Origin of the sequence: Moorena sp. SIO3B2, from assembly GCF_010692525.1 — a bacterium.
Lineage (GTDB): Bacteria > Cyanobacteriota > Cyanobacteriia > Cyanobacteriales > Coleofasciculaceae > Moorena > Moorena producens.
In genome coordinates this window covers 46,282-61,795 of sequence record NZ_JAAHHE010000028.1, presented here as the reverse complement: position 1 = coordinate 61,795, position 15,514 = coordinate 46,282, and the positions used below count along the sequence as shown (strand labels likewise).

Annotated in this window: 10 protein-coding genes and 1 pseudogene; 4 read left to right on the top strand and 7 right to left on the bottom strand. The window is 44.2% G+C overall.

Features of this window, described 5'->3' with window-relative positions:
- Positions 1-538 precede the first annotated feature (538 nt).
- Positions 539-928, bottom strand: coding sequence for an RNA-guided endonuclease InsQ/TnpB family protein (locus tag F6K38_RS09870; protein ID WP_008178744.1), 390 nt, complete (start codon positions 926-928; stop codon positions 539-541).
- A gap of 73 nt (positions 929-1,001) precedes the next feature.
- Positions 1,002-1,862, bottom strand: coding sequence for an RNA-guided endonuclease InsQ/TnpB family protein (locus F6K38_RS09865; RefSeq protein ID WP_287248390.1), 861 nt, complete (start codon positions 1,860-1,862; stop codon positions 1,002-1,004).
- Positions 1,863-2,026: 164 nt separating this feature from the next.
- Here F6K38_RS09865 and F6K38_RS09860 point away from each other — a divergent pair, with 164 nt between their 5' ends.
- A complete protein-coding gene (locus F6K38_RS09860) occupies positions 2,027-2,197 on the top strand; it encodes a hypothetical protein (protein ID WP_154659655.1) in 171 nt (56 codons plus the stop codon).
- 3 nt (positions 2,198-2,200) lie between these two features.
- Here F6K38_RS09860 and F6K38_RS09855 read toward each other — a convergent pair.
- From F6K38_RS09855 to F6K38_RS09845, 3 genes and pseudogenes are all read right to left on the bottom strand, one after another.
- Positions 2,201-3,949 (bottom strand): annotated as a pseudogene (locus tag F6K38_RS09855) (adenylate/guanylate cyclase domain-containing protein).
- A gap of 631 nt (positions 3,950-4,580) precedes the next feature.
- A complete protein-coding gene (locus F6K38_RS09850; RefSeq protein ID WP_008178737.1) occupies positions 4,581-5,363 on the bottom strand; it encodes an HAD family hydrolase in 783 nt (260 codons plus the stop codon).
- A gap of 1,644 nt (positions 5,364-7,007) precedes the next feature.
- Positions 7,008-7,214 (bottom strand): hypothetical protein, encoded by a 207-nt coding sequence (locus tag F6K38_RS09845; RefSeq protein WP_008178736.1) that lies wholly within the window; start codon positions 7,212-7,214, stop codon positions 7,008-7,010.
- 343 nt (positions 7,215-7,557) lie between these two features.
- Here F6K38_RS09845 and F6K38_RS09840 point away from each other — a divergent pair, with 343 nt between their 5' ends.
- Positions 7,558-7,929, top strand: coding sequence for a hypothetical protein (locus F6K38_RS09840; RefSeq protein ID WP_008178733.1), 372 nt, complete (start codon positions 7,558-7,560; stop codon positions 7,927-7,929).
- A gap of 333 nt (positions 7,930-8,262) precedes the next feature.
- Here F6K38_RS09840 and F6K38_RS09835 read toward each other — a convergent pair whose 3' ends face one another.
- The gene (locus F6K38_RS09835; protein ID WP_008178731.1) at positions 8,263-9,042 is read right to left on the bottom strand and encodes a hypothetical protein; all 780 of its coding nucleotides are present in this window, start codon (positions 9,040-9,042) and stop codon (positions 8,263-8,265) included.
- Positions 9,043-10,138: 1,096 nt separating this feature from the next.
- Here F6K38_RS09835 and F6K38_RS09830 point away from each other — a divergent pair.
- Together F6K38_RS09830 and F6K38_RS09825 are read left to right on the top strand one after the other, a co-directional pair.
- Positions 10,139-12,247 carry a cellulase family glycosylhydrolase gene (locus tag F6K38_RS09830; protein ID WP_502708338.1) on the top strand — a complete coding sequence of 703 codons (2,109 nt, stop codon included), beginning with the start codon at positions 10,139-10,141 and terminating at the stop codon, positions 12,245-12,247.
- Positions 12,248-12,480: 233 nt separating this feature from the next.
- Positions 12,481-12,663 (top strand): hypothetical protein, encoded by a 183-nt coding sequence (locus F6K38_RS09825; protein ID WP_131827007.1) that lies wholly within the window; start codon positions 12,481-12,483, stop codon positions 12,661-12,663.
- 196 nt (positions 12,664-12,859) lie between these two features.
- On the opposite strand, the gene F6K38_RS09820 is transcribed toward F6K38_RS09825, so the two are convergent.
- Positions 12,860-15,454 (bottom strand): glycosyltransferase family 2 protein, encoded by a 2,595-nt coding sequence (locus F6K38_RS09820; protein ID WP_008178726.1) that lies wholly within the window; start codon positions 15,452-15,454, stop codon positions 12,860-12,862.
- Between the last annotated feature and the right edge of the window lie 60 nt (positions 15,455-15,514).

Sequence of the window (15,514 nt, the reverse complement as noted above, 5' to 3'; positions counted from 1 at the left end):
CACAATATGCATTGATAGCAGTTATCCATTGAAAACTGCTATCAACCACAACTAGGATTACATTAAAAATCTGAAGGGGGCTTGGGGAGAACTGGTTGAGGAAATTTTGCTTTTGCGATCGCATAACGTAAGCATTCAGCGAATGCGCTACAGATGGTGCTACTTGAGGTGCCTATGCCCTACGCGCACGCTACGCGAACAGCGAATGCGCTACAGATGGTGCTACTTGAGGTGCCATCAGCCATCAGCTAGCAGGCGCTTTAACTGCACGGGCTCGGATCAGTAAAACGAGCAGGGATTTTCAACCAGCCGTACCAGCACCCCCCAGCTTGTTTACTACCGACCGTTGATTAGCATTAGGCATTAGGCATGATAGCTGACAGCTGACGGCTGAATGCTTGCTGCGTCACCTTTGTCGCCCACAGTAGCTCAATCTGCTAGATTAACTTCCCACAAACCATACCAATTTCTGACTGCCAACCATACTGTAGAGAGCAATCCCGCCAGGCTCAAAGTCAAACCACTTTGACACTCCCCGCTAATCGCGAGACGGGGATTCTTGGTTCAACGAGGCAACTTGCTTTGACAGGTTTTCACCAGCAAAAGTAGAGGTTCCCTCTCCCCAAGCGTTTGGATCATTTAAGATCAGAGTTCCGGTGTGCCCCACCGTACTCAAGGCTCTTTCCAAAATATTGATTGCAGCATTATGGTCTCTATCTAGAGAACAACCACACTGACAGACATGGGTTCTAGTTGATAGAGACTTTTTGACTACTTCACCACAATTAGAACACTCAGCAGAAGTATACGCTGGATTAACTGCAACAGTTACTTTGCCAAACTTAGTCCCAAAATGTTCCATCCATTTCCGGAATTGATACCAACCTGCATCATTAATAGATTTGGCAAGATAGTGGTTCTTTACCAAGTTTTTAACCCTTAAATCGACCTAGGCGACCAGGTCGTTTGACCGGACTACGCAACGTGCCGGAGACGAAACCTTAGAAGAGTGCAGCCTTACAACAAAACCTGCCACCTTTGATGCATAGCCTACCAACTATAAAGGCTGCACTCTTCTTGCGGTAACTTCTAACCAGTCTCTTGGCATGTTCTTCACGCTGCCTACTTATTTTAAGGTGTGCCTTACCTAGTCTGTTAATTGCTTTCTTTCGGTTAGCAGAGCCTTTCTTTTTCCGGGAAACCCGACGTTGATAGAATTTTAGACGCTTTTCTCCTTTTCTATAAAATCGAGGATTGGGTACAGTATTGCCATTGGAGTCAGTGTAAAAATCCTTTAGTCCAACGTCCAGGCCAATAGTGGTTCCTGTTGCTGGAACAGACTCATTAATATCGATCTGAATGCAAAACTGAACATAGTACCCATCTGCTCGACGGACTATCCTGACTCTCTTGATCAGCTTTTTGTCAAAGCGCCATAAGTCCCACGTACCCTTGAGCTTGAGTTTTCCTATTCCTTTTTTGTCACTAAAAATTATTGATTTTTTGTCTGGGCATAACTTCCATCCAGTAGTCTTGTATTCCACTGAGTGACAATGTTTTTTGAATCTAGGAAATCCTTTCTTACCAGGAATTTTATTTTTGCAGTTGTCATAGAAACGGGCAATTGATGACCATGCTCGTTCAGCACTGGCTTGACGAGCCATAGAGTTCAATTCATTGGCAAACGGTAATTCTTTAGCTAAGACGGCACAAAGAGCACTTAAATCAGTTTTCTTGACTCCTTTATTGTCCATCCAATAACGGATGCATTTATTTCGAATAAATTTAGCGGTTTTTATAGCTTCATCTATCGCATCATATTGTTTTTGCTTCCCGTATGCCTTGAACTCTATCACTATCATCACGTATCGACCTTTTCTGCTTACTTTATTCTACACCACACTGCAATATTCATTCCGGTATCTCCTAGACTGATTATAGTAAATGAGTAGTTTAAATCAGCTTAAACCCTTAAATAGCAAGGGATTCAATAAACTAAAAATACATTGTCTTGATGCAATAACGAGTGGTTTTGGGTCTGTGTGCGGAACACCGCGACGCACCTTGTACGCCCCGTGGAACGGCAGTCGCTCATGGGGGTTTCCCCCAAGACCGTGCTGCATCACTACCAAAAATCCCTATATACGACGCTTGCCTCTTGCCTCTTGCCTCTTGCCTCTTGCCTTTCCCTAGCTGACGGCTAACTGTTGATACCTAACGCCTTATATTCACTTCTATCATTTATCGACTTGTATAGAGAATCAAGCATTTTATTTACCTCTGGAGGTTGGGATGTAAAACGGATATAAAACCCTTTATTTTCTGGTTCAATTGACGTCACTTTAGCATAGATATCATCACTATATTCTGCTTGGTATTGATTTAATATATTCAGGCTTATATTACTTAGCTCTACCGGGAAATTCTCTCTTATTATCTCATAGGAACGCACTTTCGCTCCCTTAGCTTAAAGCTGAACTAAACTTCCAAGAAAAAGATTTTTACCGATATGCTTTTCTTCCAAAATTTTGTAGGTGAGTGGTATGGCTTTAGGAAGGAAAAAAAATTCTTCATCTTCTTTAGGTAGAAAGAGATTGTAGTCATCACCAATACCCACAACTTGATAGATAGTAATTGGCTGTTTAACCCCTTTTGGTTGTACCTGTTTGTGCCCGTGAGTAATCACGATTGACTTAACCTGTTCAAAGGTAGATTGTGAAATAAGAATTTGACCACCTATGGTATAGGATTCAATGCGATAGGTTAAGTTGACTTGGCTACCAACTACACTGTAATCGGTGCGTTTTTCCGAGCCAATATTGCCCACCACAACATCACCTGTGTTGATACCAATACCCATTTCTAGAGGTGGATAGCCCCACTCATTCATCGTTTCGTTGACAGGAACCATTGCCAATTGCATCGCCACAGCACAAGCCACTGCCCGTTTTGTATCGTCTTCTCTCGCCGTAGGAGCACCAAACAAAACCAAAATTCCATCACCCATGAACTTATCAATGGTTCCTTGGTATTTAGTAATCACCTCTGACATATGTTTCAGATAGAGATTGAGAATTTTAACCACTTCTTCCGGAAGCAATCGTTCTGATAGCGCTGTAAATCCTCTTAAATCAGAGGTTAGTATGGTGAGAGTTTTGCGCTGGCCTCCCAGTTTCAATTCTTCGGGTTTTTCCAGTAACTTATCTACCACTTCCTTACTCAGGTAACGCCAAAAAATCTGACTAATGATTTGATTCCTTTTTTCTAAATCTTGGTTAGCTTCAGCCAAATCAGCCGTGCGTTCCCTAACCCGCCTTGTTAATTCCTTTGCTGTTTGACGCAATCTACCGATAACCAGAATTAGCCCTGAGAGTGCCAACACAGATAGTCCTCCTAAGGTGATAAATGTACTCCTCAGACCCATTTGTGTGTGTACCACAAATTTGTCTAGAGGCTGAATTATTTCCAAAACACCTCTGACATCTCCTACTTTCCAATCCATTCTGGGACTATCCGGATGGCTGTTATGACAAGCAATGCAGCTAGGCTGCATAATGATGGCTTCTGCATATCGAAATGAAGAACGACCTTGGATCTGCTCTTGGCGAAAAAATGACTGAGTGGGATATTTTCTCAAGAATCTGAGTGCATCCCATTCAAAATCATCTTTCGGACCCCCTTCACCTTGTCGATTGGGAAAGGGATAGTCACTGTAAAGCCTGATTAAAGCTCCCGTATCATTGGCACTGATGTGCGAACCCAGTTCTATCACATAGGTAGCTGGATTAGGAATTCCCCCTTTTTTGGTAGTGTAGTTATGGGTAACGGTAATTCCATCAACAGTTTTAGCACGACTAACGACCTCAGTACTGTAGAGGTTACGTGCCTCATTAATAAGTTGAGCGGATAAGGCTGAATACTCTAGTGCGTGGGATTCAATTAGATCCATTGACAGACGAGACATACTTGAGAAGGCAATTCCCACTCCCAGGCAAAACATGATCGTTAGAACCAGGATTATTCTCTGAAAAATTTGGTTTAGTAACCAGTTCCAGAATTTAAAAATTAGGTGTCGCATCCCATAGAAACCCTAACCGAAAAGCGTTTTATTCAAAATCCCTTTCACCCCTGGTTGAGAAGACAATCTCAGAGGTGATAGTTATAGAGTTCTCTGAAATGCTGCCAAAACCTAAATTTCGCTTCCAGAAGGACTAATACCGTAAGCATTCAGCCGTGAGCTTTTAGCTCACGCTACGCGAACAGCTAGCTGTCAGGCGTCAGCTTTGTGGCACAGGCCACAAGCGCTGTAACATAACTCAAATTAAATGAATGCTTAAGTCTTTTATTTAAAAGACTTAACTCACATTAAAAGAATGCTTACCTCTTTTATTCAAAGGTGCGCTTTCCGCATCTAATTATTAAATGCCCCACGGGTCGCACCTAAAAGCACCGATTGCGCTACTTGAGGTGCTGCGCGAACAGTAGCACCATCTGTAGCGCATTAGCTGATAGCTGATAGCTGATAGCTGATAGCTGATAGCTGATAGCTGATAGCTGATAGCTTACCTAATACCTAATAGTTAATCGAGCCAATTTGAAAAATCCTGGGAAAATTGCTCAAGAGACAACAACTGAATTCTCGGGTCATGACCAGCAGATTCTTGCTCAGCTTTGGTGTTGTAGCCCCAATCAGCTAGATACAGTTTCACCGGTTTGAGGTCTGGCTGCTGTTGCACAGATTGAAGGGTCTTGAGCCGATCTTCCACAAACCATAGTGTTACGGCTTCCCCTGGAAAAGTTTCAATTAATTGTCGTAGGGTTTGATGTTTGGGTCGTTTGGACTCCTTGCCAATAATCCTCTCTTGTGGTAAGTTAATACCTTGTTGCTGCAATAGCTGCTTGATGAAGCGTCCTTCTTTAGTAGAAACAATATATAGCTGTGTGGTATTTGTAGAAAGTATTTGATCCAACCGCTCAATCACACCAGGATAAAATTGGTGTAGACTCAACCAAGCATCTAAATCGGTGGTAATCCATTTATCCCGAATAGTGTCTAACTGCTTAGCTATATCGGTTCTGTCTAAGGTCTCGGAATTAACGATAGACTGGGCAACTGCTGACCAATCCTGCAAAATCTTCTCTTCTGAAATACCGAGAATCAGCGCGTGAATCAATATTGGCATTTCCCAGCCGGTTTCGATCACAGGTCGTAAGCGGTAGAAGCTAGCTGCTAAATTCTCGGGTGGTGTTTGACTAGCGGGTTTCCAAATTTGACAGTATGTACGCCACGCGGTCTGAAAATACTCTAATAGTCCGTTACACAGAACACCGTCAAAGTCGAGAGCCAGAATTGTGGGTACCATTTCACTTAATTAATACTTATGAATACTACAAATTACTATACTCAAGATTAAGGGAAAAAAGTCAAAGATTTTACCTTTACATTTTCCCCTTAATCTTTACCATTATGCAATATAGCAATCCGATCTGATTCGTGAAAGAAATGGGCTGCTTTAAGGCAGAAGGCAGAAGGCAGCTATGCTGAAGGGACCGGAGTTGGAACTAGTTTTTAAGAAGTCCAGTGATTTTACAAATGATTTAGGATTGCTATAATAGATAGCAAGGTTTTAGTGAATTGGTATAATTTTATAGCACCCTATCAAGTGATATAGCAATCCGATCTGATTCGTGAAATAAATGGGCTGCTTTAAGGCAGAAGGCAGAAGGCAGCTATGCAGAAGGGACAGGAGTTGGAGCTAGTTTTTAAGAAGTCCAGTGATTTTAGAAATGATTTAGGATTGCTATAGTCTCTATGCAACTCCAGCAAATTTAAGAAGATCGACAATACCAAATATGCCTGGATGTGAAGCCAGTGTTGGTCTCCAATCCTGGTCTTGATTTAGATATAGCAATTATCATAGCTATGAGGTACACAATTTCGGGATTTTAGGGAACAGCAGATCACCGGAACAGCGGATCTGGGAAGAAAAAAGAGGGAATAGGGAATAGGGAATAGGGAATAGGGAATAGGGATGCGCTGCATCAAGAGGTGCGACCCGTGGCGAATTTAATAATTAGATGCGGAAAGCGCACCTAACAGGGAATCAGCTTCCAAGAAGACTGTACCTCATAACTGTGAGAAACGCTATAAGACATACGGTTTAATCCGTAGTGCTCTCGAAACTGCTTGTCCTGATGCTAGACTAAAGGTCAGATGCCGCAACAGGTTTCGCTGAGCTCGATAAGAGGGGGAAGGAAAAAGCCTGCCAAACCTACCATCGTAGAATCTGGATCTTGGGGAACATCTCTTAGATAGAGTCGGCCATGTCTGGTCATTGCGTTTCTTGTGTGTTGTTTACTCGTATTTTGAGTATGGAAAACGCCACCAGCTTTGGACAGTACCCGTGTGGGTACCTTTTTTGAAAAGGCAAACGTCATGTATGCAAAAGTCCCTCTTTGGTCAGAGTTTCAGAATTTGATCTTGGTGAGGGACTGCTGGCTTGGGAAATATGCGTTCCCGTAGCGTGGCCTACGGCCAATCGCATTACTGACTAAATTACTCAATTACTATAGCGCTATATATAAGTGAGGAGCTCTCAAGGTATATAGCGTTTTCATTTCACCTGAAAATGCTATACTTGTTAATCCAAACCACTATTCCTCCTCAAGGAACCATAAAAACTAATAGGAGTCACCACCTAATCCAGGGTTTTTGAGATCAAGTTTTTCGATCAGCCCTTGTCCTGTGCCCATCGGGTGCATCTCATATTTGTAAAAAAGAAGGGAAGTGTGGGAAGTGTGGGGCCCGGGCGCGGGAAGTGTGGGAATTTTCGCGCGAATTTTTGCCTAATTGTAAAAGCGATGCAGCGAGGTAGCGCGGTCTTGGGGGAAACCCCCGGAGATGAAACCTGATTACGTTGAGCCAATGAGCGTCGGCAGGTTATGGGTATTTGGTTTAAGTTATGTGAATAAGGCTCAACTGTCTTACGGTAACTTCAAACCACTCGCTATTGCATCAAGACAGTGAGATGCACCCTGGCCATCACAATAAGGATAAAGGTAAAGGGAAATTTTTCGGGTTCATCCCAGGTTACTGTCACTCTAAATCTTGACTCTTGGTCAGAGCAATAACTGAAAAAACTCGCTTCCTCGTAAGTTATTCCCGCCTCACTGGTGTGGGGATATAAGTCAAGATAAATTGGCCATAAATTCAATTAGTCGTTAACTAAAGTATAACTTAAAAAAACTAATTGCAAACTATGGATTTTTTTAAAATTTAAGCGTTATAACATTGCATAACTGACTAAATACTACCAATCCATGTTCTTTTTAGAGAATCAACTACGACAGCTACAGCTACATAAATTTAGCGTTTATATCACCAGACCTATTACCTTGGGATACCAATGGTAATAAGTTATTATCCCACGGGATAAATTCTCAAGAGCAAACCCTAAGAGGATTTGTTCGTTGTAGACTACAACGAATTTTAGCGAATCCATTTTTCATCAATTACCATAAAGAAAATAAGAGCTATAATAAACTTAGAGGTACAAAATGAATACTTGGGTAAAGTCAGAAGCTGCGTACCTAGAAAATCATCGCCCTTGGTACGAGGGACCTCATGGAACTTGCAATCTCCTCAAACCCACTCTCATCCACATGGGAGACGATAAGCCACTTCATTTGATGTTCCCTGTCCATTGGACTGAAGCTATAGATGCCTTACCTCAAGCTAAAACAATGGCACGGCAACTCAATGGGTTCTTAGTACTACTGCTTTATGGACAGGCATCTGACCAAGAAATTCAATCCTTGGTACTAGAATTAGCAGAATCCCAAGTTCTCCCCCTATGGCTAGGTTGGCAAAATAGGAAAAGGTTCGACCGCATTGTAGCAATGCTTTCCAATCATTCTGAGCTTAATTGATGTCAGTGCATATGATGTCAGTGCATAGTCAGGGTGCATTCAAGCAATTCAGCATTGATCTTGACAGTGCTTGCATACTTTGTGACGATAATTCTTTAAGAATCAGACCTTGAATTATTGAAGCAATAGAATTATTGAAGCAATCCACATCAACATTATGAACAGACTAGAAACACTCCAGCTGAGGTGATTAGGGCTTTTATTAAAACATTACGTCGTAAGATTCCGGTTTGACTAGTAAGAAAAGATAATGACTAACCCTTGATATGACTTAACTATCAATATCTAGGAATTAGCCATTACCAAGTTTTTTTGGTAGCTATCTGATCACGACTACTCGAGTGAAGTTTTGGGTGACCGTCTTTCCATAGCCTTTTTTACAGTGACCATCTGAGACATCAGATGCTGAATTTTAGTGTAGAGTTGGTCAAACTCATCACGATTAAGGGAAGTTGGGTTAATCTGTGGCTCCTGAGCAGCATTGGGTGGAGCATAGGCTAGAAATGATTGAACCGATGGAAACCTAGCCGTAGCTGCTCGCACGTCCAAGTCGGGTTTAGTGGGGGGTTTAGTGGATGGTTCATGGTCCACTGCTTGAGTGTTAATGATTACTGGTTCAGTTACCGACCCAGTTTCGGGAATCGGATGGTAGGTTTTGGGCAAGGGTTCAGAACTGACTTGCTCAAGATTGGTAATTGGCTGGTAGTTGTCGTTCAAAGATACTGAAGTGTCTTTATCTGAGGTAAACTCCCTGAGTCCAGAAGCATCTAACCTAGAGTCTGAGAGCTGAAGTGTCTCTAACAATTCCTCCTTTTTCTTGAGATTTTCCTCAAGACCGGATAACTGTGCCTCTATATCAGACCGGTTGCGGTCAGCGGAGCGCCATCCAGTGATCGCCACCGTAGCAGTTCCTAGAGTCACACTTAGTAGCGCTGCTAAGCCCAAGTAAGGTGGAGCTACGTCCATTAGTTTACCATCAAACACTGGCTCCTCTTGCACTTGGATATTCAAAGGTTCAGAGCCAAACCAAGCCAGTGGTATGGTTAGGACTGCAAACAGTGCAGCTGAAAATACGATCGGTTTCAGGACAAATTGTTTAATCGGAGATGTCATAATCAGTAGTTTCCTTGGATAGTTGCCGCATAAGCCATTTAACCTGAGCCGTGCAAAACTCTGCCAAGTTTTGATCAAATTGTCAAGAGTTTAGTCTTTGGCTCACTACTTATCAGTGGTCAGCGGCAGAAGTTTTTTGTAGCTACACCCCTTAATACTTTCGCTTTTCTTTAAGTTAATCCGTAGTGAGCCCATGTTTCATAAAACTTTCATGAAACGGTTCACTAACTTGATGAATTTTATATGAATAACTAGTAAAGCTATATAAACCCGGTCTAGATTGAAACTTGCAGTTCCTAGTGATCACCTGAAAGCTTTACAATTCAGGGGCTATGTAGCTCACAATACTCCCTGAAAAAGGGACGGTTTTCAACGTGGATGTGGGGGAAACTAAAAAGGGTTATGGAGCTAAAACCCATGTTCAATAAGTATTTGACTGTATGCCCCCCCAAAAGTTGTTGAGTTTTTTTAATACCTGCCCTGACTTAGTCTTTGGAATCTGTCAAAATACTTTGTGAAGGTTGTGTAACCCCCACCAGAAATTCCTATAGGTGCGCTTTCCAATGGGCGAGTAAATCGCCCTTGGGTCGCACCTGCTGATTTCGACTCTAGGCTTTACCCATCAAGCATTACAGGATTTTTAATCAGGGGCATTTTCTGGTTTCGGTTTTGACGAGATACACTGACATTAGGGCTAGTTTTGGGTATTGATATTAAGGGATTGTCTATCGTCACCTACCCATTGCCCTATATATAGTTGCTTAATTTAGTTTGTCGAGTTAGCCAGGGTGAAGGAAGCTCAATCTCAAGTTCTTAGGTGCGCTTGACCTTGGCGAATTAAATTTGCCACGGGTCGCACCTCTAGTTGTGACTAACTCTACCTCTTCTCTTGTAGAAACCGATGTCTAGATTTTTCCGGCACATATCCCGAGTTGCCCGCATCCTATCAACTATCCTGCTGACAATCATCAGCCATTTCGGGCAGCCTCGACGGCGCAAGCCTGGGCATAGTAGGCTTCCTAAGTACCAGCGAACCAAATTTACACTTCCTTGGCGAATCATTGGTCTTGGCTTAGCGTTAGTCTTTTTATCCCTGATGGAATTAACCTTGCCTTCTCACCATCCTGTTGATGCAGCCAATGCAGCAAGAACCATGCAGCTACCTCTTTCTACCCAAGGATCACAACTACTTGATTCCCTAGGTCGCCCGATATTACTCAGAGGGGTGAACTGGTTTGGGATTGAGACAGAGTTGCATGCTCCTCATGGGTTGTGGAAACGAGACTACAAGGATATGTTGGCGCAGATCAAAAGCTTGGGCTACAACATGATTCGGCTGCCGTTTTCTATCCAATCCCTAAGAGCCTCAGAGGTCAGTGGGATTGATTTCAACATCGGTAACAATCGGGAGCTTTACGGTAAATCGCCCTTGGAGGTCATGGATGCCATTATCAAGGAAGCCCAGCAGCAAGGCATATTAATTTTGTTGGACTGTCACCGACTCAATGACCAACGTATTCCTCCATTATGGTATGGGGATGGGTTTACGGAAACTGATTGGATAGAAACCTGGAAAATGCTGGCAACTCGTTACCGCAATCAGCCTAATGTCATTGGTGCAGACCTGAAAAATGAACCCCATGGTCGAGCCAGCTGGGGAACAAACGATCTAGCCACTGACTGGCGACTGGCAGCACAGAGGGCTGGTAATGCCATTCTTGCGGTCAACCCCAATTGGCTGATAGTTGTTGAAGGTGTGGAAAAGAATGTTCCACGTCAACGACTAGCAACCCATTGGCATGGGGGTAATCTGGAAGGGGTTAGGGAATATCCAGTACGTTTGTCTAATGCCAATAAGCTGGTCTATTCCCCCCATGAATACGGCCCTGGAGTTTTCAATCACCCTTGGTTTTCAGAACCGAGTTTCCCTAACAATTTGGAATACCGCTGGGAAATTGCTTGGAACTATATCGCTAGAGAAGGCATTGCGCCGATTTTGATCGGAGAATTCGGTGGTAAGGAGGTAGACCCTAACTCAAAAGAGGGACTCTGGAAGCGGCGGCTGGTAGATTACATTAATCGAAACAATCTAAGTTTTGCCTACTGGAGTTGGAATCCCAATAGTGGGGATACTGGCGGGATCCTGCAAGATGATTGGCAGAGTGTGGAGGGTCCTAAACAACAACTGCTTCAGGGACTGCTAATTGCCAACAATTTCGCCCCGAACGTGGGAGTTGCTCCGATTATCCCGTCAATTTCCATACGGCGACCAAGTTTCCCACCAGGCAGAACCAAACCAATGCCCACGCCATTGCCAAATTCCCAACCCAGCTCAATCGGGCAAATGCCTACACCAACACCAAGTGGGCAACCATCCAGGAGGGTTGCACCACTACCTCCACCCCTCTCTAATCCCACACCCAGGAGGGTTGCACCACTACCTCCATCCCTATCCAATCCCACACCCAGGAGCGTGGCACCACTACCCCCACCTAACCTGCGTAACAACCCTGGTGTAATCGCACCGTTACCGGCACCTAACCTGCGTACTAACCCTGGTGTAATCGCACCGTTACCGGCACCTAACCTGCGTACTAACCCTGGTGTAATCGCACCGTTACCGGCACCTTTACCTGCACCATCACCAACTGTCACACCAAGGCAAGTTACACCCCTTCCCCTACCGTCACCCCTTGCTAATCCAGGTTTAAAGGAGCCACTACCTTTACCATCCCCCAGTGCCAAACCCAGCGGCATGGCACCCTTACCTTCACCGCCACCGGATACCAACCAAGGTTTAAGGGAGCCAATGCCAACACCCGAACCTAGCCCTAATCTCCCTAACCCTAATCTCTCTACAAGGTCACAGACTCGAAACCGTGTCCCTTTAAAAGTGGTACCTAACCTGCATTCAGATTGGCAAGAAGGATTTTGCATCGGTATACAGGTTATCAATGAGGGCAGTACTAAGGTTGAAGACTGGGAATTAACATTCCAAATGAATCAAGCTGCAATTAACAATAGTTGGAATGGTAATTTCCAACCCCGTAACATGGAAAACTCTCAATCCTCTAAAGACTATGTGGTCACCCCGCTGGATTGGGGACGATTGATCGAACCTGGTCAAAGCCGTCATTTAGGATTCTGTGCCAACAAGCTGGGGTCTGACTACAAACCCAAGCAAATGTTGGCATCAGGGCATTGAACTTCCCCAACCGTCTTGGATGGGGATTCCCAGGCACAACCAAATAGATTGTTATCTCCTAGGGCGTAACTTTCCCCCGCACCGGGGGTAGCTGAGTAAGGTCAATTCCCAGTTTTTTAAGACCTTTATCTTTTATCTTAACACTATTTGAAAGGGAAAATTCATCCCCAAACTATTAGTCAAGGGGTATTCTTTTCCCTCTCAAACTCTCCCTTTTGATAAATAAAAGTTGAATGGGATTGGCCTACGGCCACCCTACGCGAACGCATCGCCCTGGCAGGATTTACCCAATCGCATTTCTGACATCTCCCCTGATTGAGATGCCATTGGCCTACGGCGACGCTACGCGAACGCCGAAGCACTGGGACTACTCCCACAATCACCCAGAGAGCTTTAGGGTTGTTGTTACCCCGTGAGGTTTAAACCGTCAACCTTGGCCAATAGGCCACGCGTGCGCGTTCAACCCGATTAAACCGTCAACCTTGGCCAATAGGCCACGCGTGCGCGTTCAACCCGATTAAACCTTCAACCTTGGCCAATAGGCCACGCGTGCGCGTTCAACCCGATTAAACCTTCAACCTGATTAAACCTTCAACCTGATTAAACCTTCAACTACAGTACTTTCAAAAGCTGTTTAATTTTGGTCTCCTGTTTCTGCTTTAATTGGTCTGGGAACTTCAACTCAATGGCAACTTGATCGGATAAATCTTCGACATCCACAATTTGAGCCAACAATCGCTGTGGTAACTGGTTAGTCGATTCCTGACTCAATAGCAAGCCAACGAAGGGTTGGTCTTGCTCCATTCTTCGTAAATCTTCTGGTGTGAGCAATGGACTAGTTTGCTCCGTGGTATCAGAATAGGCAGTGCTGCGTTCTAATTCAACCCGTAAACTCATCACTCCCATTTCAGTTGCCCTACCACTGTAAAACTTACCTTCCCAATAAAGCTGAACAGTAGCCCTAATCTGTTTACGCACCTTAGTACTAGTTTGGGTATTCAACTCTCGGAAGGCACGGAACACACCAGTGGCTAAGAAACCTAAGGAGCCCATGGGTCGGTCTAAGGTCGCACGCTTCTGGGAATACCACTCCCTGACATCGGAATAAATTACTAGGACTAAATCATCTAGCTGAGCTTGAGTGAGGTTGATCAAATTAATCGCAAGGTGAACTTGATGGTCACTAATCGGTGTCTTGCGGATAATTTCTCCAGCAACAAAGGCTCGTCTGCCGTAATCTCCCACAATTTCAAGGTCTACTTGATCAGGTAGGTTGGGCCAGCTATCTAAGGCAATTAAAACTCCGCTTTCTGAGATATTAACCGTTTCCCCTGGCCAACTCTGGTCAGTGGTGTGAATTGTCACCGGAAGGCGTCGTAGCAGGCGGTGTTTGGGGCGTTGTTGGGGTTGTTCAAAGGCAACCAACAAACCTGCTGTCAGCAGAATCAAGTTAAAGACGCACCACATGGCGTTAACCAAGACCGCTTCTGCATCTTCTGGACGGAGCAGCAGCCAAAAGGGAACAGCTAGTAAGGCAGCAATCACTATAGCTGTTACTACCAAAAGACCCTGTACTGACTGCCAATCAAAACTCCGCTGACTAACCGATACCCCCTTGTCAGTTACATTAAATGAACCGAGCTTGGGGTTAATCACCGCCATCAGAGTGACATACCCCGTCTGGAATGACATCACAAATTCAAACACCTCGTTCCAGAAGGAAAAGCGAACTTCTTTGTAGGTGATATAGTTAGCATTGAGGCTAATCAGTAGATGGGGCAGGGCATAAAATAAGGTTTCTAGCCCCAAACCCTGAATGGGATTGATGCCAAACAATAGGAATAGAGTGGGAGTGACAGCGTAAATCAGCCGGGGAAAGCCATAGAAGAAGTGGGAGGTGGCTGAAAAATAACAAATCCGCTGGCCTAAGGTGAGATGTTTTGCCTTCCAGTTCAACAAGGGGAATTCTAGCCGTAGAATCTGAGCCATTCCCCTTGCCCAACGCACTTGCTGACCCACATAGGAGGCAAAGGTTTCAGGGGCTAAGCCAGCAACCATAATCTGGTCATAGTACACTGACTCATAACCTAAGGAATGGAGTCGGAAGGCCGTGTGACAATCTTCTGTAACGGTTTCAACGGCAATTCCCCCAATCTCCAGCGCATGGTTTTTGCGAATTACCGCTGCTGAGCCACAGAAAAAGGAAGCATTCCAGAAGTCATTGCCCTTTTGCAGTACTTTATAAAAGAGTTCATTCATCACTGGAATCTCACCCTTAGTCTGGAGATTTCGCTCAAAGGGGTCGGGGTTAAAGAACCAGTGGGGCGTTTGCACAAAGGATACGTTTGGGTTGTAGAAAAACCCGACTGTGCGCATCAGCAATTTTCGCACTGGAATGTGATCGCAGTCCAGAATCAATACCAGATCGCCCTTGGTAGTATTAAACGCTGTGTTGATATTACCTGCCTTGGCATGATCATTGTTAGGTCTAGTCAGCAATTTACAGCCGATTTCTTCGCACATCTGCTTCAACTTTTTGCGACGCTCTGGATACTTTCTGCCATCATCTAAGACATAGACTTGTTTTTTATCCTCCGGATAGTCCATAGCCAGAGCGGCTACTGCTGTATTGCGGACAATTTCCACAGGCTCGTTGTAGGTTGGAATGTAGATATCAACCTTGAACCATTGGTCTTGAGGATAGTTAGCCAGATCAACGGTTTCTCGGTCTTTGATTTTGAGAGTTTGAAAATAAGCTAGCAATAGGGTTAGAATTGCATACAATTCCGCCCCCAACAACAGCACACAGAAAAACCCGTTGATCCAAGTATCAAAATTTAGGGTATAGGCAAAGCGATAGTATAGGTAGCGCATGGTGGTCACCAGGCTCAGCCATACTAAAAACAGATGAAAATACTCACTGACTGTTTTATCAGATTGTTTGGCTTCAGTGCGCACTACCACTTGACCAACCAATATTAGTGCGATCGCTACAATCCCCTGCTGCCTGACTGTTAGGGGTGTAGTAATCAGGGGTATGGATAGCAACACCAGCAGCAAAATCAGCCACGACAAGTGATTCGACCCTAGCCGTGCTAGGACTCGGTCAAAAAACCGAGGTAGGCGATCAACGAGTAATGTAATTACAGGGGATCGACGAGGGCGATTTTGCCTATTTCTCGATTGTTTGAATAAGGAAAAAGACATAGCAATTTATAGCATTTTGATTTGAGATGTGAAACTAATATTGATGTAAGTATTCAGCCG